This window comes from Agrobacterium sp. MCAB5, from assembly GCF_052114365.1.
Taxonomy (GTDB): Bacteria; Pseudomonadota; Alphaproteobacteria; order Rhizobiales; family Rhizobiaceae; genus Agrobacterium; species Agrobacterium tumefaciens.
The window spans coordinates 29,276-50,351 of the sequence record NZ_JBFREP010000002.1 but is presented as its reverse complement, the minus strand read 5'-3'; the positions used below and the strand labels follow the sequence as shown (position 1 = coordinate 50,351).

The 21,076-nt window shown below is 59.2% G+C and carries 15 protein-coding genes; 11 read left to right on the top strand and 4 right to left on the bottom strand.

The window, feature by feature from the left end; all coding sequences use genetic code 11:
• Window positions 1–409 precede the first annotated feature (409 nt).
• Window positions 410–1,180 carry a helix-turn-helix domain-containing protein gene (locus AB4Z23_RS05010; protein WP_003510893.1) on the top strand — a complete coding sequence of 257 codons (771 nt, stop codon included), beginning with the start codon at window positions 410–412 and terminating at the stop codon, window positions 1,178–1,180.
• 60 nt (window positions 1,181–1,240) lie between these two features.
• Here AB4Z23_RS05010 and AB4Z23_RS05005 read toward each other — a convergent pair whose 3' ends face one another.
• The gene (locus AB4Z23_RS05005; RefSeq protein WP_013761572.1) at window positions 1,241–1,591 is read right to left on the bottom strand and encodes a hypothetical protein; all 351 of its coding nucleotides are present in this window, start codon (window positions 1,589–1,591) and stop codon (window positions 1,241–1,243) included.
• 396 nt (window positions 1,592–1,987) lie between these two features.
• Between AB4Z23_RS05005 and AB4Z23_RS05000 the strand changes: the two genes are divergently transcribed.
• Genes AB4Z23_RS05000 through AB4Z23_RS04980 form a run of 5 tightly spaced genes read left to right on the top strand, consistent with a single transcriptional unit; the run spans window position 1,988 to window position 7,417 of the window.
• On the top strand, window positions 1,988–3,010 hold the full coding sequence (locus AB4Z23_RS05000; RefSeq protein ID WP_019564672.1) for a UDP-glucuronic acid decarboxylase family protein: 1,023 nt from the start codon (window positions 1,988–1,990) through the stop codon (window positions 3,008–3,010).
• 1 nt (window position 3,011) lies between these two features.
• Window positions 3,012–3,995, top strand: coding sequence for a UDP-glucose 4-epimerase GalE (gene galE, locus AB4Z23_RS04995; RefSeq protein ID WP_065661611.1), 984 nt, complete (start codon window positions 3,012–3,014; stop codon window positions 3,993–3,995).
• Window positions 3,992–5,920 (top strand): glycosyltransferase family 2 protein, encoded by a 1,929-nt coding sequence (locus AB4Z23_RS04990; RefSeq protein ID WP_112201059.1) that lies wholly within the window; start codon window positions 3,992–3,994, stop codon window positions 5,918–5,920. The genes galE and AB4Z23_RS04990 overlap by 4 nt, the downstream gene beginning before the upstream one ends.
• Window positions 5,921–5,935: 15 nt before the next feature.
• Window positions 5,936–6,439, top strand: coding sequence for a DUF995 domain-containing protein (locus AB4Z23_RS04985; protein ID WP_003510879.1), 504 nt, complete (start codon window positions 5,936–5,938; stop codon window positions 6,437–6,439).
• A gap of 12 nt (window positions 6,440–6,451) precedes the next feature.
• Window positions 6,452–7,417 carry a glycoside hydrolase family 26 protein gene (locus tag AB4Z23_RS04980; RefSeq protein ID WP_003510877.1) on the top strand — a complete coding sequence of 322 codons (966 nt, stop codon included), beginning with the start codon at window positions 6,452–6,454 and terminating at the stop codon, window positions 7,415–7,417.
• Window positions 7,418–7,465: 48 nt separating this feature from the next.
• On the opposite strand, the gene AB4Z23_RS04975 is transcribed toward AB4Z23_RS04980, so the two are convergent.
• Window positions 7,466–8,650, bottom strand: a complete 1,185-nt coding sequence (locus AB4Z23_RS04975) for an AGE family epimerase/isomerase (RefSeq protein ID WP_413373070.1) — start codon at window positions 8,648–8,650, stop codon at window positions 7,466–7,468.
• A 432-nt stretch (window positions 8,651–9,082) separates the two neighbouring features.
• Here AB4Z23_RS04975 and bcsN point away from each other — a divergent pair, with 432 nt between their 5' ends.
• The 5 genes from bcsN to AB4Z23_RS04950 all read left to right on the top strand — a co-directional run bounded on the left by bcsN (window position 9,083) and on the right by AB4Z23_RS04950 (window position 18,128).
• Window positions 9,083–9,982 (top strand): cellulose biosynthesis protein BcsN, encoded by a 900-nt coding sequence (bcsN, locus tag AB4Z23_RS04970; RefSeq protein WP_441360015.1) that lies wholly within the window; start codon window positions 9,083–9,085, stop codon window positions 9,980–9,982.
• An 82-nt stretch (window positions 9,983–10,064) separates the two neighbouring features.
• On the top strand, window positions 10,065–12,254 hold the full coding sequence (gene bcsA / locus AB4Z23_RS04965) for a UDP-forming cellulose synthase catalytic subunit (protein ID WP_038494060.1): 2,190 nt from the start codon (window positions 10,065–10,067) through the stop codon (window positions 12,252–12,254).
• Window positions 12,251–14,737: a cellulose biosynthesis cyclic di-GMP-binding regulatory protein BcsB gene (locus AB4Z23_RS04960; RefSeq protein ID WP_113291562.1), complete on the top strand. Its 2,487-nt coding sequence runs from the start codon at window positions 12,251–12,253 to the stop codon at window positions 14,735–14,737. The genes bcsA and AB4Z23_RS04960 overlap by 4 nt, the downstream gene beginning before the upstream one ends.
• Entirely contained in the window at window positions 14,734–15,789 is a 1,056-nt protein-coding gene (locus tag AB4Z23_RS04955; RefSeq protein ID WP_441360014.1) for a glycosyl hydrolase family 8, read from the top strand. Before AB4Z23_RS04960 ends, AB4Z23_RS04955 begins: the two co-directional genes overlap by 4 nt.
• The gene (locus AB4Z23_RS04950; RefSeq protein WP_441360013.1) at window positions 15,786–18,128 is read left to right on the top strand and encodes a cellulose synthase; all 2,343 of its coding nucleotides are present in this window, start codon (window positions 15,786–15,788) and stop codon (window positions 18,126–18,128) included. The genes AB4Z23_RS04955 and AB4Z23_RS04950 overlap by 4 nt, the downstream gene beginning before the upstream one ends.
• A gap of 30 nt (window positions 18,129–18,158) precedes the next feature.
• Here the strand turns inward: AB4Z23_RS04950 and AB4Z23_RS04945 are convergent, their stop codons facing one another.
• Window positions 18,159–19,313, bottom strand: coding sequence for an amidohydrolase (locus tag AB4Z23_RS04945; RefSeq protein WP_112391221.1), 1,155 nt, complete (start codon window positions 19,311–19,313; stop codon window positions 18,159–18,161).
• Between the two features lie 60 nt (window positions 19,314–19,373).
• A complete protein-coding gene (locus AB4Z23_RS04940) occupies window positions 19,374–21,020 on the bottom strand; it encodes a GNAT family N-acetyltransferase (protein ID WP_113291561.1) in 1,647 nt (548 codons plus the stop codon).
• Between the last annotated feature and the right edge of the window lie 56 nt (window positions 21,021–21,076).

Below are 21,076 nucleotides of genomic sequence, written 5' to 3'. Positions count from 1 at the left end.
CTAAAAATATAGTCAATGGCGGTGAGAAGGGTCCCTATCCCGAAATGGCACATTCCGGAAGCTCGTTTGCCGGGCAGGTATGTAAAGGGATATCAACCAAAAGTTATATTTTCCCGGATTGCAAAACCGGAGCGAAAGCTTTTCCGATGTGTTTGTTTTTACACTGGTTCCGGGCTCAACGATTCATTACGGGCGTAACCAATTTTGTACGTCAATTGCAAGAAATAACCCATTTGGGCCATTTCTTTGCACAGCTTTTCGTATTAGCCTCCTTAATTAACGGGTAATTAATGATAGTTGACATGGCGTGAAGCGGGAGTTGCCCCATTTGTTTCTAGGGGTATCCCGGCGAATGACAGAGCACACAACCAAAAAGAACGTAATGCGTAGCGCTTTAGGGGAGACGTCGATGTTCATGGGAACTTCAGATTATGCGGCAAAACAAAGTGGAGCCGTTGCGCCTATAAATGGAACTTTATTGATCATCGCGGATCCGGACCTGTTTTCCGAGTGCCTCGTGGAGGCGCTGGGCAAAAAGTTCCCTACATTCGCTGTGATGAGCGTTATGTCCTCGGCAACGATCGACGATGACTATGGCGCCGATGTCCGGCTAGTCCTGCCGTACCGTATGTCGGGCGAGCGGCTTCATAGCGTTCTTTCGGCAGTCCACGAAAAGCATCCGGATGCCCCAATTGCACTTGTCGTCGAAACCATCGACAAGTTTGAGGAGCCGCTGAAGCAGCTGGTGGGGATGCGTATCATCGATGGCGTGCTGCCGCTTAATCTGCGGCTCGATGTTTTCATGGCGGCGGTTGATCTCCTCATGAAGGGCGGGGAGCATTTCCCCGCTGCCCTTCTCGGCAAGCTCACCCCCTATTCCCAGGCCGTGAACGGCAAAAGCGTTCAAAGCAACGCCGTGATCGCCAACCGCGCCGACGCTCTTGCCGTCAGCAAGAGTGAAATGGCGGCGCTGACGACGCGCGAGGTGCAGATCCTCGACCTGCTTTGCAAGGGAACGCAAAACAAGATCATCGCCGACCGGCTTCACCTGTCCGAGAATACCGTGAAGGTGCACGTTCGCAACATCTACAAGAAGATGAATGTGCGCAACCGAACGGAGGCAGCGTCGCGCTTCTTTCACAAGGACGACGACGCGGCTATCTCCGGCTGGAGAAACTGAACATCTGGCGGGCCTGATGCCGCAAGGACGCCAGTTTCAAGCAGAGGTTATGCCTGAGGCTCAGGGCCTCAGGAAACAGCGGGACTTCTGACCAAATCCGCTCGGTGAGCAGATATAGGGAGACGAACCGGAATAGGAATGCCGCGGCGATATCGTCGGTGTGTCGTAAGTATCGGCAACAAGCGTGACGGCTGCGTTGCCTGTCTTGTCATAGCCGTAGGACGCCTTGGCTGGAGCAACCCGGCTCTTGATCGTTGCCGTATTAGCAGATGCGGTCTTGATCAGAACGGCATCTTCAACGACGGAGCACGAGGCCGTTGCGAAAGTGAACGTCGCAAGTGCGGCGGCAACAAGTGCAAAACGACAGCGGCGGGCCGCTTTGCTGTTATGGGAATAAGGCATTTCATTCATGATGTATGTCCCCTGAAATCGACTAGCTGTCGCATCTCGCCGGGTGGTTTTGCCCCGGTGGACCGAGCCTTACAAAACCAGAATAGTCCCGACTGGTTGAGCGAAGCTTGCGCTAATGCTCAATAAGAAAGGCATAATGGAGGCGTAGTTAAAAAGTATTAAATCGAGTGATTAATACGAGTAATTCGGGGTAATCAATTGTAATATTTCGATAAAATAAAGTTGACCTGTTTTATGACGCGCCTATCATAAAAGTTGAAATATACCGAATCCAAATATTAAAACCTCCAGAAGAAATAAAAACCGGAGGTGATATTCGAAATATCCTGCAATCTGGAGTTTGATCTAGTTCAAGTCGAATCAGCCGGGCTGGTTCCTCATTGGGAGGAGTGTGTAATGCGTAATTTCGTTCCCAACGACCATGACAACGGCGCTACAATCTATTCCGAGTGGCGGCCAGGCCAGCGCGTTCTGGTCAACGGCGGGGCTGGTTTCCTTGGCTCCCATCTTTGCGAACGTCTGTTGGCTTGCGGTCATGAGGTGATCTGTCTCGACGATCTTTCGACTGGACGGACCGTGAATGTTGAGCATTTGCAAGCCAACAAGCGGTTTTTGATGGTCGAGCATGATGTCCGCAAGCCCTATGACATCGACGTCTCGCTGATCTTCAACTTCGCGTCGCCGGCCTCGCCGCCGGACTACCAGCGTGATCCAGTCGGCACCCTGCTTACCAATGTGCTCGGCGCGGTCAACGTTCTCGAAGTCGCTCGCAGATGCGGTGCAACCGTGGTGCAATCCTCGACATCGGAAGTCTATGGCGACCCGCTCGTCAATCCGCAGCCGGAAAGCTATTTCGGCAACGTAAATACAATCGGGCCGCGAGCCTGCTACGATGAGGGCAAGCGCAGCGCCGAAACGCTTTTTTTCGATTATCACCGCTTTTATGGCGTCGATATCAAGGTTGGGCGCATCTTCAACACCTATGGGCCGCGCATGCGCCCCGATGACGGGCGGGTGGTTTCCAACTTCATCGTCCAGGCGCTGAAGGGTTCGGACATCACCATTTATGGCGACGGCAGCCAGACGCGCTCCTTCTGCTACGTCGATGATCTGATCGACGGGTTCCTGCGTTTTTCAGCCAAGCCGAAGGATTGCACCGGACCGATCAATCTCGGCAACCCGAGCGAAATTCCGGTGCGGCAGCTGGCCGATATCGTCATCCGCATGACGAATTCCCGCTCGCGCATCGTGCATCTGCCCGCTGCGATCGATGATCCGCAGCAGCGCCGTCCCGATATTTCGCGTGCCAAGGAAATGCTCAGATGGCAACCGCGCGTACCGCTCGAAACCGGTCTGGAGAAAACCATCGTCTATTTCGATGCGCTGCTCGCCGGCAAGAAGGTTGCGGAGGCCGTATGAGATGTCCCGTACAATCCTCGTCACGGGCGGGGCCGGATTCATAGGCAGCCACATCTGCAAGGCGCTGGCGCATTCCGGCTTCAAGCCCATTGCTTACGATAATCTCTCGACGGGTCACGCGGATTCAGTTCGCTGGGGTCCCTTCATTGAAGGCGACATTCTCGATCGTAGTCTCTTGAAGGCCACGCTCAAGGAGTTCTCGCCAGGCTTCGTCATCCATTGCGCCGCAAATGCCTATGTCGGCGAATCCGTCGAGGATCCGCGCAAATATTACCGCAACAATGTCGGCGGCAGTCTGGCGCTTCTGGATGCCTGTCTCGACCAGAATATCGGCGGGCTGGTATTTTCCTCCAGCTGCGCCACCTATGGCGTGCCGCCGCAATTACCGATCCGCGAGGAAACGGCGCAGATGCCGGTCAATCCCTACGGTCGTACGAAGCTGATTTTCGAAATGGCGCTCGATGATTACGCTGCCGCCTATGGCATGCGTTTCGTCGCTCTGCGCTACTTCAATGCGGCGGGTGCCGACCCGGATGGCGAACTTTACGAACGCCACGAGCCGGAAACCCATCTGATCCCCCGGGCACTGATGGCTGCCGCCTCACGGCTGCCGCAACTTGACGTCTTCGGCCAGGATTACGACACCAGCGACGGCACCTGTATCCGCGACTACATCCATGTCAGCGATCTGGCTGATGCCCATGTGGCCGCCGTCAACTATCTTGCCGATGGCGGCGAGACCCTGCGTGTCAATCTCGGCTCCGGCCACGGCACATCGGTCGGGGATATCATCCGCGCGATCCATCGCGTCACGGGACAGGAAGTGCCGGTGCATTTCGGCGCAAGGCGCGCCGGTGATCCGCCCGCCCTGTTCGCTGATATAGAAAGAGCGAGGGCGACCCTCGGCTTTGCGCCGAAGCGCTCCGATATAGACACCATCATCCGCACGGCTGGTCCCGGCTTCGGGCTGGAGGTGCTGTCATGAAAGCTCGCTCTACCCCTTCCGTACCATCATCGCGTCCCGTCGCGGGCCAATTGCCAATGCTGCCCGTCTTCACCGGCTGGAACCGCATGGCCTATCGTCTCGGCATTGGCGGTTGGCTGGTGACGCTTGCCTATTTCTGGATCTGGTGGCTGGACCGGGATCGGGTCATCGACTGGCCGTATTTTACGATCGTTACGGTAACACTCGCGTGGATCACGCTTTTGCCGTCCTATTTCATCTTCATCTTCCTGAACGCCAGGGTCATCGACCGGCGCTCTCCTCTGCCGCAAGGCAGGGTGGCGATGGTTGTAACCAAGGCGCCGTCGGAGCCTTTTACCGTAGTACAAAAGACGCTGCAGGCCATGCTGGAGCAGAAGGGCCTGGAATTTGACGTGTGGCTTGCGGATGAGGACCCGGATGCGCAAACGTTGAAATGGTGCGGCGCGCACGGCGTTTTCGTTTCGACCCGGAAGGGTGTCGTCGATTATCACCGCAAGACATGGCCTCGCCGCACCCGTTGCAAGGAAGGCAATCTCGCTTATTTCTACGATCATTACGGGTATGAGCGTTATGATTTCGTCGCGCAATTCGACGCCGATCACGTTCCGGAACCGGACTATCTGAGTGAAATCATCCGTCCTTTCGCCGATCCGGCGGTTGGATATGTCTCCGCACCAAGCATCTGCGATGCCAATGCAAAGGAGAGCTGGGCTGCGCGTGGCAGGCTTTATGCCGAGGCAAGCCTGCACGGCGCCCTGCAGCTGGGTTACAACAACAGCTGGGCGCCGCTTTGTATCGGCTCGCATTATGCCGTGCGCACCAAAGCCCTGCGTGAGGTGGGCGGTCTGGGACCCGAGCTTGCCGAGGACCATTCCACCACGCTTTTGATGAACGCGGGCGGCTGGCGCGGCGTCCACGCTGTCAACGCAATCGCGCATGGCGACGGGCCGGTGACTTTTACCGATCTCGTGGTGCAAGAATTCCAGTGGTCACGCAGTCTGATGACCATCCTCTTGCAATATTCGCGGCATTACGTGCCGAAGCTTCCCTTGCGGTTGAAATTCCAGTTCCTGTTTTCACAGCTCTGGTATCCCCTGTTTTCAGGCTTCATGGCACTGATGTTCGTGCTTCCCGCTTTTGCACTGTTGAGCGGCCAGGTACTCGTCAATGCCTCCTATCCAGTGTTTCTGGCGCATTTCCTGCCGATTTCACTCATCATGATCGTGTTCGCCTTTTTCTGGCGGGCCACGGGGGCCTTTCGCCCGCATGATGCGAAACTCTTCGGGTGGGAAGCCATCGTGTTTCTGTTCCTGCGCTGGCCCTGGTCGTTGATGGGTGTGCTTGCGGCGATACGCGATACGATCCGTGGTGATTTCGTCGACTTTCGCATTACACCCAAGGGCACGCAGGCGAAACCGCCGCTGCCGCTGCGCGTAATCGCGCCTTACATGGTTCTGGCGGCACTAAGCCTTCTCGCAATGGTTCTGGCGCCGCGTGAAAACGCTGCGGAAGGTTTCTTCGTCTTCGCCGCGATCAATGTGGCGATCTACGCGGGCCTTTCGATTTTTCTTCTCGTCCGACACACCATGGAAAACGGCTTGCCACGGCTGCCGGCATTGCGCGGTGGGGCGACGGTTGCCGCCTGTTCGTTACTGCTTGTGGCAGGTAGTGCCGCGGAACTCAGCTCCCATGCGATTGGTGGGCTGGAGGCCCTGTCGCACGGGCAACCCTATGTCAGCTTCACCGAAACGCGGTTCACCGTGGCCGGTGCTGGCGTGGAGGGAGCGAGATCGGTGCGTCTGAAACTGCGCATCGTACTGCCGGGAATGCCCGGAATTCGAAACATGCAGGCGGAGCCCATGGTGCCGCCACCGGTCATGACAACCGGAGAAATCATGCTGGCCGACAATAGGGTCGGACAATAGAAGGAGGAGGCTGTGATGAGAACAACAATAAGCAAATGCGGGTTCTCCGCTTTCGTACTCTGCCTTGCGGTGATCGCGCCAAGTGCCGTCCACGCCGCGGGCGGCACGAAGACGCCGAAACCGCTCCGGACCAGCGAAGTCGTAGATATGTATTACGACAAGACCTGGAAATGGGAGACTGGTGGCGGACGCTTCATCGCCGATGGCCGCAAGTTCATCGCCCTGACTGAAGAGAAAGGCAAGAAGGCCGTCGGTGAAGGCCGCTGGACCGTCGATGCCAAAGGTACGCTGTGCATGCGCGCTACCTGGAAAACCGATGCCGGAAACGGCAAGGCCGACACGTGTTTCGACCACGGTCGCATCGGTCAGGTGCTTTACCAGCGCAAGCAGGGCGGGCCCTGGTACGTCTTCCGGCATAATCCGCCACGGCCCGGAGATGAATTCCTGAAACTTGTCCGCAAGGACGACGTCACCCCGCAAATCGCCGCCTACGGCAAGGCGATGACTGCGACGAGGTAGGAGGAAAGTGTCATGCAAATAACAAGAAGAAGACTGCTCTTTGCAAGCGGGGCTGCTGTTGCTGCTTCAGCCAGCATGTACCCCATATTCAAACTGGATGCCCAGGGGGTCGCGCCCATGGGCTCCACGGGCATGAAGACGCTTGCCGACAAACGTCCGACATTGCACGCGGATGGTATACGCTTCGGCGCCTACGATCCGCACGGCGATTTCACCGGCCAGACCGGGGTGGCGACGGAACATCTGTTCCTGCCCTGGGAGGACGTGGATCTCGACAGCCTCGCGCTCGCAGACGCTTACGCTCTGGAGCGCAAGCGTAACGTGCTGATCACGGTCGAACCCTGGTCATGGGACGTCAACTGGCGGCTCACCTCCGACGAGTTGCGCCGCAAGGTGATGGGAGGCGACTACGACAAGAACATGCAGGCGATCGCCGCACGCATGTCCGCAATGAAGAGCCCGCTGATCCTGCGTTGGGGACAGGAAATGGAAGACACATCCGGCCGCTTCTCGTGGTCGGGCTGGAACCCGCAGGACTATATCACGGCCTACAAACGCATGGTGGACATGACCCGCAAGGCGGTCCCTGGCGTCAAGGTGATGTGGTCGCCGAAAGGTCTTGACGGTCTGCGCGCTTACTATCCTGGTGACAATTACGCGGACCTGGTCGGTCTCTCGGTCTTCGGTCTAGAGGACTATGACAAGATCGAATATGGCGGGCCGCAGAAGTTCACCGATCTCCTGCGCAAGGGCTATGGGCTTGTCGAAACCTTCAATAAACCGGTCTGGGTTGCTGAACTGGGTTATGAAGGCGGCGATTCCTACGTCCGTCCATGGATGAACGACGTGACGCTGAAACAGGCGGATTTTCCCAAGCTGGAAGAGGTCGTCTATTTCAACGACAAGGACGTGCATCCATGGCCGCACAATCTCGGCAAGCCCGACTGGCGCGTTGTGCGCCCGGCGCGGCTTAACTGAGGCTGGAGCGGGTAGAGCGGACGCCCGGCCCGCTCGCCCGCCCGGACTCTAATGGCTGGAGGCGAGTACGGCCTCAGCCTCATAGATGGCGCAGACGATGTGGTAGAAAGTGCTGGCCGGTGCCGGTTCGTCCAGCATCGGCTTGTCGGCCGGCCATTTGTCGAACCAAAGCCCTTTGACCGGTGTGTCGAGGAAAGGCTGCAGCGCGCCGATGGCCCTCAGGCCCGAGGCAAGATAACGCTGTCTTTCTTCACCAATGGTCACGCTGGCAAGGCGCAAGGCTGCCTTCAGCCATTCCGTCTGCGGCCAGAGCCGTGCCAGCCCGTCATGTACCGAAAAATCATCGTACAAGCTCATGATCGCGACCTTGCGGCGTGGGCAGATGCCATGCGCTTCGCCGATCTCGAACATGCGCTTGGCCTTGGCGATTGCCTCGCCATTGTTGCGCAGGCTGCCCCAGCGCACCAGAAGCCAGGCCCATTCGAACTGGTGACCGGGCTCCATGATGCGGCCCTTCTCGCCTTCAAACGGCATCCAGTCATGGCCGAAGAATTCGCGTAGCCCGCCATTGGTGCCATCGATGAAGCGGGTGAGTGCAAGGCCGGCGATCTCGTCGGCCAGCGGGATCCATGGACCTTTGGGGTCCTGCACTTCCCAGGCAAGCATCGCCTCGAAAAGATGCATATGCGGATTGGAGCACAGCGGCGTGCGCGGCGGGTTCGCTTCCTCAAAGCCGGCGACGGGGTGTTTGTAGTCGCGATTGAGGACGGCGAGGATCTCGAGCGCCCGGGCACGCATCTCGTCCTTGCGGTCGGGAAGGGCTGCGGCCGTCTGTGCTGCGGCGAAAAGCGCGAAAGCCTGATTGTAGAGATCGAAGGACGGATCGATCAGCTTGCCGGTTTGGTCGGCGAGGTTGCCGTAAAGGCCGTTATCGAGGCGATAGACCTTTTCGAACCAGCTCAGCCCATGCAGCAACGCATCCTTCCACGGACCCTGCCAGCCGTTCTGGCCGGCGGCAGCGAAACAATAGGCCTGACGAGGCTGCACGCGGGCGCGGCGGTCATCAGAAAAAACCGGTTTCGCATCCTGGCCGAGGCGCTCGTAAAAACCGCCGTCCGGACGGGCGGAGCCAACCTCCCACCACAGCGGCAGTGCGTCCTCTTCAAGCCATTTCCGTAAGGTTCCGATCTCTTCGGCAAGCGCCTGCGAGATACTCGGAAATTGCACAGTCATGCGTCAACTCTCTGTTTTTACAGTTGAATGAAAAAAGTGATCAATAAAAATACGTCATTATAAACGCAAGTAGACCATGGGACATATTGCGCTGCAACCGTAAAAATATCGACTCACGCCGAGCGAACCCGCACCAGCGCGATTTGGTTCCGTCGTCTCGTCCGGCAAAGAAGGGATCCGAAACGATTCGGAGGCCACAAAGCATCAGAAATTACAATATAAATTTGATATTGCTTATTCGCCTGCCTCCAGTATTTCGTAACAATGGTCTGGTCATTAGTGATTCGGTCTCCTTTTAACCTGTTAGGGCTTGGGGAAATAAAGGGGCACGGGGCAGTGAAATTTTCTGCCTTTACTTCATTGCTATTCTCTATTGCAGTTCTTTCGGGCTGCAATACTCCCTCGGGCGTCAGGTCGTTCGGGGGCGCAAAGATGTTGTCTGCGTCCGAAGCACTGGTTTTCCCACCGCCCGGCGGTCCGGAAATCGTCACCGTGGTCAATCGCACCTACTCCAATGCCGTGGCACAGCAGGTCGTATTGCGCGCCGAAGCCGCTACGCCCGGACAGAACTACATCAAGGCCGAGTTCTTCGGTCCGCAGCAAGCCGGCGACACCGATCGCGATGCTTTGGCTTTCTCCGGCTTTAAGGCATCCTCCGTCGCGCGGGAAATCCGCTCGGAGTTTCCGGGTGAGAACATCGTCATGTCGGCGAACTATCTGCAGAACGGTTACGGCGCCTTTTCTTATGCGGCCGGCAAGGGCCGAGGCATCGATACCTGCCTTTATGGCTGGCAGGACATCCGCTCGCCCGAAAGCATGCGGCAGGATTTCCGCAACCTGGGGCGTATCAAGGTGCGACTGCGCCTCTGCCAGTCGGGGGCAAGCGTCGAGCAGCTTCTGACGGTCATGTATAATTACACGATCACCGGCACCTATGCCTCGCAAAGCTGGAACCCCTATGGCACGCCGCAGGCGGTGGATCAGAACCTTGGGCGGCTGGGCCATCCGGTCTATCCCATGAAGACCAATGAGGTGCCGATGCGGCCCGGCAGTGAAGTGACTGCGAGCATACCATTGCAACCCGTGCGCCGTGCTGCCGTACCCGTCACGCCTGTTCAGCCGACGGCGCAGCCGCTACCGCCGGTGGCGGCAGTCAGTATTCCGTCACCCGCATCCGTTGGCGCGCCCGCCCAGCCCGCAAGGCCTGCTGTAGTCGGCAGGCGCGCGGCCAGCGTGCAGGTGGAGAGCCAGCAGCCGACGCAGGTTCCGCAGGTGGCTATTCCGTCGCCCACATGTCTGTCCGGTTCGACAGCGCCTCCGGGATGCAGGTGATGGCTGGAGCAACAGCAGAAGAGGGCATTGTAAAAGATCCCGGTAAAAATTCCGGGCGGGGAAGAGAGCGGAAAGTTTCGGGATGAACAAGGCCATCACAATCATTGTCTGGTTTCTTGTGTCGCTTTGCGTTCTGGCCATCGTCACGATGCCGGTCAGCCTGCAGACGCACCTGGTCGCCACGGCGATCTCGCTTGTCCTTCTCGCAACAATAAAGAGTTTCAACGGGCAGGGAGCCTGGCGGCTCGTGGCGCTTGGTTTCGGCACGGCCATCGTGCTTCGCTATGTCTATTGGCGCACCACGAGCACGCTGCCGCCCGTCAACCAGCTCGAAAACTTCATTCCCGGCTTTCTGCTTTATCTCGCGGAAATGTACAGCGTCGTGATGCTGGGTCTCAGCCTCGTCATCGTGTCGATGCCGCTGCCTTCCCGAAAGACTCGGCCTGGCTCGCCCGATTACCGGCCGACGGTCGATGTTTTCGTGCCGAGTTACAACGAGGACGCGGAGCTTCTCGCCAATACGCTGGCGGCGGCCAAGAACATGGATTACCCGGCCGACAAGTTCACCGTCTGGCTGTTGGACGATGGCGGCTCGGTGCAGAAGCGCAATGCCAGCAATATCGTCGAGGCGCAGGCGGCACAGCGCCGCCATGAGGAGTTGAAGAAGCTTTGCGAGGACCTCGACGTGCGTTATCTGACGCGCGAGCGCAACGTCCACGCCAAGGCCGGAAATCTCAATAACGGCCTCGCCCATTCCACCGGCGAACTGGTGACGGTGTTTGACGCCGACCATGCGCCCGCGCGCGATTTCCTTCTGGAAACGGTGGGCTATTTCGAGGAAGATCCCCGGCTCTTCCTGGTGCAGACGCCGCACTTCTTCGTCAATCCCGATCCGATCGAGCGCAATCTGCGCACCTTCGAGACGATGCCGAGCGAAAACGAGATGTTTTACGGCATCATCCAGCGCGGTCTCGACAAGTGGAACGGTGCGTTCTTCTGTGGTTCCGCCGCCGTGCTGCGGCGCGAGGCACTGCTGGATACAGAAGGGTTCAGCGGCGTCAGCATCACCGAGGACTGCGAAACGGCGCTCGCGCTGCATTCGCGCGGCTGGAACAGCGTCTATGTCGACAAGCCCCTGATCGCCGGGCTGCAACCGGCCACCTTCGCAAGCTTCATCGGCCAGCGTAGCCGCTGGGCGCAGGGCATGATGCAGATCCTGATCTTTCGCCAGCCTCTGTTCCGCCGTGGTCTCTCCTTCACGCAGCGTCTTTGCTACATGTCGTCGACGCTGTTCTGGCTTTTCCCGTTCCCGCGCACGATCTTCCTGTTTGCGCCGTTGTTCTACCTGTTCTTCGATCTTCAGATTTTCGTGGCTTCCGGCGGCGAGTTTTTGGCTTATACGGCCGCGTATATGCTCGTGAACCTGATGATGCAGAACTATCTCTATGGCAGCTTCCGCTGGCCGTGGATTTCTGAACTCTACGAATATGTGCAGACGGTCCACCTTCTGCCAGCCGTCGTGTCGGTGATCTTCAATCCCGGCAAGCCGACCTTTAAGGTGACGGCGAAGGACGAATCCATCGCCGAGGCGCGGCTTTCGGAAATCAGCCGCCCGTTCTTCGTCATTTTCGCACTTTTGCTGGTTGCGATGGCCTTTGCCATTTGGCGCATCTATGCAGAGCCATACAAGGCGGACGTCACACTCGTCGTCGGCGGGTGGAACCTGCTCAACCTCATTTTCGCGGGATGTGCGCTTGGCGTCGTCTCCGAGCGCGGCGAAAAATCGGCGTCGCGGCGCATCACCGTCAAGCGGCGCTGCGAGGTCAAGCTTGAGGGTAGCGACGCATGGGTACCGGCCTCCATCGACAACGTGTCGGTGCATGGCCTGCTGATCAATCTTTTCGACAGCACCACCGCTATCGAAAAGAACACGACAGCGATCATTAGGGTGAAGCCTCATAGCGAGGGCGTGCCGGAAACCATGGCCATCAATGTGGTCCGCACGGTCCGGAGCGACGGTTTCATTTCCATAGGCTGCACATTCTCGCCGCAGCGCGCCATCGATCATCGCCTGATCGCCGACCTGATCTTCGCCAATTCCGAGCAATGGAGCGAGTTCCAGCGCGTGCGCCGCAAGAACCCCGGCCTCATCAGAGGCACGGCGATCTTTCTGGCGATATCTCTGTTCCAGACGCAGCGCGGCCTGTTCTATCTGGCCAAGGCGCTCCGGCCCGCCTCCAAAACCGTCAAACCTGCCGGAGTTGTAAAATGACCGGCGGTAAAACGATCAGGAGTTCACTGACAGCACTGATGTTGGGTGTCGTCGCAACCGGTGCGATGGCGCAGTCCTCACCTTTCGACATGTCGCCGGAGAAGCCTGCACAGACAGCCCCGGCACCTGTGCTGCCGCCGACACTTCCCCCAGCTGTACCGCGCCAGCCGCAGCCAGCCCAGCAATCGACCCAGCCTGCAGTGGGCCAGCCTCCTGTGGTAATGCAGCCCGCACCTGCGCCGCAACCGCCGCTGCGGCCGCTGACGCCACCCGTATCCATGCCGCCGCAGGGTCAGGCGAGACCCGCACCCGTTCAGGCATCGTCACCCGCGGCGGATAGCCGTCGCCGGTACATCTTGCCTTACGAAAAGCTCAGCCTTTCCGGCGAAATGGATCGGCGGCAGTGGAGCATTTATCTAACGCCCGAGCAGGTGAATGCCGCCGTTTCGCTGAATATCGGTTATCAGAACGCCATCGTGGTCGCGCCGGAAGACTCGAATTTCCAGGTCAGCCTCAACAATGTTCCGCTGGATACGGCGCGCATTGAGGCGCCCGACGGTGAGGGCAATGTTTCCTTGAAAATTCCACCCGGTGTCCTGCAGGTGGGCGCGAATGTCGTGACGCTTGGCGTGCAGCAGCGCCACAGAACCGATTGCACGATCCAGTCCACTTATGATCTGTGGACCGATGTTAATCCGGCGAACACCTATATCGGCTTTAACGCCGATGTCGCGGGCAACTTCACCAATATCGACGATATCCAGGCAACCGGTCCGGACGCCAAGGCGGCAACGTCGATCGAGATCGTTGCACCTGCGCTCGGCAATCCGGCATTTGCAGATTCGCTGCTGCGCCTTTCTCAGGCTCTGGCACTCCGAACCCAGATGCCGAACCAGACGATCCGTTTCGTGGCAGCACCCTCCGCCGAACGCAAGGCGGGAACGCTGGTAGTTCTTGTCGGCACCGCACGCGAGATTGCCGGCTTCACCGGCGCGGTGCCGCCCGAGGCGTCGGCGGGTGCTTTTGCCGGCTTCGATACAACTGAACCGGGTGGCCTCTCGCCGCTCTTCGTCAGCGGTCCCACCCCGCAGGCGGTACAGGCGGCGATTGAGACGCTGTTTTCCTCGATCTCGCGTACGCCCGGTGCCCAGAGAACGACCTTTTCCACCCGCAGCTGGCATGCGCCGGATGTACCGCTCGTCATGTCGGACCGTCGCATCGCGCTTTCCGAGCTTGGGCTTGAGAGCAGCGAATTTGGTGGACGGCGTTTCCGCAACGAATTCTACGTCGGCATGCCCGCCGACTTTTATGCATCGGCCTATGGCGAGGCGGCCATGCTGCTCGATGCCGCCTATTCCTCGCAGGTGCTGCCCGGTAGCCATATAGACATCTACGTCAATGACGAGATCGCCTCGACCGTGCCGATCTCCAACAATGGTGGCGGCATTTTCCGGCATCTGCCCATCAATGTGACGATGCGCCACTTCAAGCCTGGCCCGAACAAGATCACCATCGAGGCCGTGTTGATGACGGCGCAGGATCAGGTCTGCGCGCCGGGAGCGCCGGCCAGCACGACCCCGCGTTTTGCCCTGTTCGACACATCGGAAATCCATATTCCCGATTACGCGCAGATCGGTCGCAAGCCCGATCTCGCCGCGATGTCCGGTGCCGGGCAGCCCTACAGGTTTGCCGCAAATCCCGTCGCATTGTCGCTTGATCGTTTCGATACCGACACCATGTCGGCGGCGGCGACATTGGTCAGCCGGCTGGCAAGCGCCGCTGGATATCCGATCAATGTCGAGACCGTCGCATCGCCGCTGGTGATCGGGGACCGTGACGCCCTGTTCGTCGGGACGATTTCGCAATTCCCGCAATCGCTGATTAGCCAGTTCAATCTTGTCCCTTCCAGCCAGATATCCTGGAAAATGGGAACGGGCGTTCAGCCGCCTGCGCAGAACAGCGAAACCCTCTTTAATGACTGGCGAGAGCGGGTGGACGGCGGCATCTGGCAAGGCCAGGTTTCCTCCTTTGAGGAGTGGATGAAGCGGAATTTTGATCTGAGTTCCGATACGCTGCGTTTCCTGCCGGCGGCCGAGCAGCCCTATGCGCCGCCCGGCAATGTCTCCTTCATGCTGGTGCAGGGTCTAAGCCCTTCCGGCGAAGGGGTCTGGACGCTGGCTACCGCCCCGACGTCGGCGGAGCTTCGTGACGGCATGTCTTCGATGGTGCGTGAAAACCATTGGCGCGACGTCACCGGGCGGGTCGCAGCTTACGATGCCGGTGCAGAAAAGATCGAAACGGTCGAGGTGGGGCAGCCGTATTTCTACGTCACGCGGGCGTTTTCCCTCTCGAACTGGAGGTTGATCGCTGCTAATTGGCTGTCTTCCAATGTTCTTTCCTATTCGCTGGCATTCATCGGGTTCGTGTCGCTCCTGGGCTTTGCCACCTTCGCGATGCTGCGTATGATGGGGCGACACCGATGAGGCGTGGGATTTTTAGACTTGCCGGCATTTTCTGCGTGTCGCTGATGGCGTTGATCTCAAGCATCTCGATTGCCCGCGCCGCATCTGTCTCGCCTGAGGCCTGGTCGGCCTATAAAAGTGCGTTTCTCGATCCCGGCGGGCGCATCATCGATACCGGTAACGGCAATATCAGCCATAGCGAAGGCCAGGGTTACGGCATGTGGCTTGCCGTTCTTTCAGAGAACATTGCCGACTTCGAGCTGATATGGAGTTTTACCCGCACGGAACTCCTGGTGCGCGACGACGATCTCTCAGCGTGGAAATGGGATCCGCGAACCAGACCGCATGTGACTGACATCAACAATGCCACGGATGGCGATATTCTGATTGCCTACGCGCTGGCGCTGGCTGCCGCGCAGTGGAACCGGCAGGACTATGCCGAGGCATCGGCGGCCATCGCATCGGCCGTCCTCAAGAAAACTGTCGTTCAGCGCGGCGGGCGAACGCTGCTTTTGCCCGCCGCCAGCGGCTTTGGCGAGGTTGACCGGGGCGACGGCCCGGTGGTCAATCCTTCCTATCTGATTTTCGAAGCATTTCCGGTCCTCAATCTCGTCGCACCATCGCCACTCTGGAAGGCGCTTGCCGACGACGGCGTGGCGCAGATCGGTACGTTTGCTTTCAGCGACAGGAAACTGCCCGCCGACTGGGTGTCGATGAAGACGAAACCGCAACCGGCATCGGCGTTTCCGCCCGAGTTTGGTTACAATGCAGTGCGGATTCCGCTTTATCTTGCAAGGGCGAAAATGGGCTCGCCGGAGCTGCTTGACCGCCTGAAAAACGGCATGACGCTGGAAAGCGGTGCTGCGGGAACCTTCGATCTCAAGAGCGGCGCGGTCAAGGACGTTCTGTCGGATCCCGGTTATCGCATCATTCCGGCGCTCGCGGCCTGCGCCGGCGGCGGCCCGGCTGTGCCTGCCGAACTGAAAGGCTTTCAGCCAACGCTTTATTATCCTTCTACATTGCATCTTCTGGCATTGTCGTTTCTGGCAAGGAATAACGGGGAGTGCCGATGAACAAACCGCTGTCTACCTCGGCTCTCATCCTGCTTCTGATTGCTCTCGCCGCCTTCCACTGGCGCGACACCATTCTCGGACGTGTATCGGACATTCATACTTCGGCGGTTGGCGACAACCGTGCGGCGCAGCGCGTTTCTCCAGCGGCAGCCAATCCGGCCCAGATCAACGCGTTCCTTAAAAATCGCGAGATGGCGCAGCTAACCCAACCCGTGACGCCAGCGGTAACGGTGCCGGCGACTGATCCGCAACCGCCGGTTACGCAGACACAGACGGGTGGACAGATATCGCAGCCCCAAATGGCGCAGGCGCCCGCACCCCGCCAGACCCAGCCGGCGTCATCAGACATGCCCGAGGTCGATCTCAGCGCGCTGCGCTATTTCGCGGCCAAGGGCGATACCCAGCGGCTTCAGGCCGAAATCGCGAGGCTGCGCACGCTTTATCCCAACTGGACACCGCCTGCCGATCCGCTCGCCATTCCCGTTAACGGCGATCCCCGGCTCGATGCCATGTGGCAGCTTTATAGCGACGGCCGTTACGCCGAGGTCAGAAAGGCGATCGCCGACCGCCAGCAGGCGGAACCCGGCTGGCAGCCTCCCGACAATCTGACCGGCATGCTTTCCCTCGCCGAGGCTCGCCAGCGGCTCGTCAACGCTTCCGATCTCAAGCAATATTCGACAGTGGTGGACGCGGCCGCCAGCAATCCCGGCCTGCTGACCTGTAGCGAGGTGGATGTCCTGTGGCGGGTTGCCGATGCGTTTGCCAATACCGACCGCATGGGACGGGCGCGCGACGCCTATCTCTACATTCTCAACAATTGCACGACGCCAAGCGACAGGCTCGCCACGGTGCAGAAGGCGTCCGCGCTTTTGCCGGCGGAGATGATCGGCGATTTGCTTGCCAAGGAAAAGCCCAACGCAGACGGTCAGCTGGAATTCGAACCGGTCAAGAACGATCTCGCCCGCCAGTTCGTGGCCAAGGCAGGGGAGAAGGAGGGAATTTCCGTTCCTTCCGCCTATCTGATGCGGCTTGAAAGGCTTGCCGAGACCGACAAGCTTGCAAGCGATGCCTTGTTGCTCGGCTGGTACAATATCCGCCAGAAGAACATGGCGGAGGCGGAAAAGTGGTTTCGCAAGGCGCGGGAAGAGGAAGACAGCGCGTCTGCATCACAGGGGTTGGCGCTGGCGCTGATCGACCGCAACGAGCCACGTGAAGCTGAGGACGTCATGTATAAGTGGCGCACCGCTTCGGACGACGGGCTTGCGACCTATCTTGCCGCGACAGCCAATCTTCTGGCGCTTGAGCCGCCTGTGGTCCTGCCGCCGGATGTGCTGCAGCGCATCGCCGCTGAAACAATAACTCGCAAGGATGCGGCGACCGCGCAGCAGTTCGGCTGGTATTCGCTTGCTTTCCGGCAGACGCCGCTCGCCTTGCAATGGTTCAGCACTGCGCTTGGCTGGAAAGCCGATGACGAACCGTCGGCCTATGGCATGGCAGTCAGCTATCACGATCTGCGCAATCTCGCCGGTCTGCGCAGCATACAGCAGCAATGGGCAAGCCGCTCGCAACGCATCGCTGATGTGGGAACGGCACGTATGGTGGACCAGTCCGCGCAGCAGATAGCGCCCGTCACCGCACCGCCTGTCGCCACAGCTTCCCAGACAACGGCACCCGCGCCCTATGCGCCGCAGCCTGAGACAGTGGTGGCTTATAGCCAGCCGTCTGTCCAGCAGCCGGCTCCGGAACCTTCGCGCAAGCAGGCGCGTCTGCCAGCGCAGACGCAGAGGACCGTAAGTGCCTCGTCACGTCCACGCTCCTGCGCGGTCTATCCCGATCCCCAGCGCCTGCCCGCACAGCAGGCGCTTGATCTCGGCTGGTGCCTGATGGAGACCAACCGGCCGGCGGAAGCCCTGAAGGCTTTCGAATCCGCCATTGCCGGCGGCCAGCCGACTGTTAAAAGCGATGCGGCCTATGGCCAGAGCCTTGCCTATCTGCGCATGGGGCTGACGGACCATGCCGCTGTCTCGGCGACGAAATCGCGCATGGACCGCCCGCGCGCGACTGAGTTGCAGGTTTCAATCCTGGCCGACAGGGCGGTTTCCGCCTTCCAGTCCAAACGTTATGCGGAAACGCTTCTCCTGCTTGATCAGCGTGCGCGGCTTGCCGATGAGCGCACCGATCTCATGGTATTGCGCGGTTATTCCTATCTTGCCATGAACCGCTACGCCGATGCTGCGCAGATTTTCGAAAGTCTGACGTCCATTGGCGATAAGGAGGGCATCAGGGGACTGGCAGCGGTCCGTGCCGCCCGGCCGAGCAGAGGGCCCCAGGGCGGCTGATGGCGTTGGGCGGCAATGGGCTGCCGTTGCTTACCCCGCGTCGGTGAGGTTGCGGATGATGCGCATGAAGATGCGTGCGCCGATATCGATCAGCCCATCCGGAAAGTCGTAGTCGGGATTGTGCAGGTTGGGATAGTCCTTGCCTGCACCCAAAAAGAACATGGCCGATGACGAGACGGCGCGGAACCTTCCGAAATCCTCGGAGGCTCGCATCGGCAAACCTTCCGACCCGTGGGAAATTTTCTCCGCAGTCAGCGCCCGCAGGATATGGTCGACGGCTTCCGGCGCATTTTCGCAATGCAGGAAAACATCGTCATAGGCGATATCGAGTGTCAGTTTCTGTTCTTCGGCCACCTTTTCTGCCAGCGCTTCCGCATCCGCGCAGAGTTTTTCCATTCGGTCGTCTGTCAGCGTCCGGAGCGTCGCCCAGATTTCCGCATCTGCCGGAGAAATGCCGAAGGCCGCTTCACCCATCACGGCATGGGTGATTGTCACCATCGAAAAATCGGGTTGCGGTGGAAAGCCGGAACCGAGATCGGTCAAAGCCGGCATCAACTCAGATATCGCCCGCATCGGCGAGACGCCATGCTCCGGTGAGGAGGCGTGCGCGGTCTTGCCGGAGAAGCGGATTTTGATGCCGCGTGATGCGCAGTTGACCGGCCCTTCCACCACGCTGACATGGCCGAATGGCAGGCCTGGAAGATTGTGAAGAGAAAAGGAATAATCCGGCTTCATCTCGCCAAAGCGCGGATCGGCGATGACGGCGCCCGCGCCCGCACCTGTCTCTTCCGCCGGTTGGTAGAGCAGTACGACGCTGCCGGTTTCCGGGCGCTTTCTGGAAAGTCCAAGTGCAAGCGCCGTCAGAATGGTGGAATGACCGTCATGGCCGCAAAGATGGCCCTTACCATCTGTGCCGGAGCGGTATTCGGCGTCGGTTTTTTCCTGAATGGGCAGAGCGTCGAGTTCCGAGCGGATGAGGACTACCGGACCGCTTTTGCCGCTGTCATAGACCGCTGCCACGCCATGACCACCCAGATCGGTGAACATCCGATCCGGTTTTGCCTGCTCGAGGAAATCGCGAATACGCCGCGCTGTTTCCTTCTCCTCGCCGGAAATTTCCGGATGGCGGTGCAGATCATGGCGCAGCTCGATGAGGTCAAGCATATCCTTGTTGGTCAGAAACATAAAAAACCCTTGCAAGTCGTCCGGCCGATTTTTTCTGCCGCAACTTACAGGTCATTACGTTCAATGCAAAACCTTTGGCGGACGCCAGCGCTTGCCCGTCGATTTTGGCCTGGCGCTCAGCGTGATGACATCGGCAGGCAGCGGAATCCTGGCCTTTCTCAGTTCCAGCCGGGCAAGGGCTGCGCGCGCCTTTTCGGCATATTCCAGATGCGTAGCGTCGTCAGAATGGTAATGCTGCAATCTGTCGAGGATTTCGGCGCCTTCCATCGTTCTTTCGGCCGCAATCAGCGCCACGGCGCATTTGTAGAGCGCCTCGCGGTGGAAGGGGGCGCGATTGGTCACCTGACGGAATGCTTCGGACGCCTCATGATATTGTCGTTGCGCCAACCGCGCTTCGCCTATGCGCATCCACAGCAGAACCGGGTCCTGACCGCTGCCGAGGAGACCGAGGAAAGCGATTTCCGCCTCACGGAATTCACCGCGGTCGAAGGTCAGATTGGCCAGCCCGAATTGTGCGCCAAGGTGATCGGGCGCGGCTGACAGCACCTGGGAAAAGGCGATGTTGGCGGCCGCCTTCTTGCCCGTCTTGTAAAGTTTGAGGCCCTCTTCGTAGACGAAGCGTATGCTGCGCGTGTGGAGCTTGCCGCCGAGATTGTCGCCCGAGCGGGTGCGGAACAGCGTGCAGCTGAGCTTGTGCTCCTCCGGGCCGAAGAAATATTTGTACGGCTCGTTGCCTCGCAGGAAATCATAAGTCTTGAAACCCTGTTCGATCGCCCTGCGGATGCAGTGTCCGTGCAGCACGAGGCCGGGTGAGGGGGTCTTCCAGTTCTCGTCACGACCGGTGATGTAGAACAATACCGACTTTTTCTGCCGGTCGATGATGTTGGCAAGCGCGCCGAGCGGCTGGTCGCCGAACCAGAGGACCGGCACTTCCAGATCGCCGCGTATATAGACATCCATCAGCATTTGCCGTGTTGCACCGATCAACAGTTCGGTGCGCTCCTTGCCCTTGTGGGGCGCCCAGCGGATGCGCCAGAAATCGAACAGGATGCCCATGTCCCGCTTGATTGTTTCTCTCGTTGCGAAGGTGATGCGGTATTCGTCACCGCCTTCCACCTTCCTCATGAAGCGCCGGAGCTTTTGCCGGGACTGGCTGCTCATATGGCTGTCGAGATAGGAGTCGAACGTGTCCGGCAGGGCCACGACCGGGCAGATGCAATTGTTGATGTTATAGGGGTTGGTCGGCATGTTGTCGCGAAACATGACGAGCGGCCCCTGAAGCGCGCGGATCATCGTGTCGCGCCGCTCCGGTGGGCCGGAAAGATAGTCGAGCTTGAGTTCGGTCCAGTTCTGCTGCCGAATATAGGAACAGAAACCGGCAACCGCGTTATTTTCATATTCCGGCAGGGTAATGAAGCCGGTGTAATCCGCCGCGGCATTGCCAGCCATGACGATGCTGTCGTGGAAGCGGCCGGTTCTCTTGTCCGGTTCGGTGACGATGCGCAGCGGAAAAAATGCCACATAGGGCGAGCCTTCGGGACGTTCCCTGAGCGCCAGGATGAACCAGCGCTTGCGGCGCGGCATGTAATCCCGCAGCCAGCCCCAGGACAGGAAGTGTCGGGAATGGGGATCGGCCATGAACACCGTTTCCCAGTTTTGCCGGATTGCCTCGAAGCCGGCGTCGGTGTCGATGATGTCGATACGCATTCGTCCCCCTCCCAATACGGATCACAGATTCGGGAGATTGCATTTTATGAGCAAAT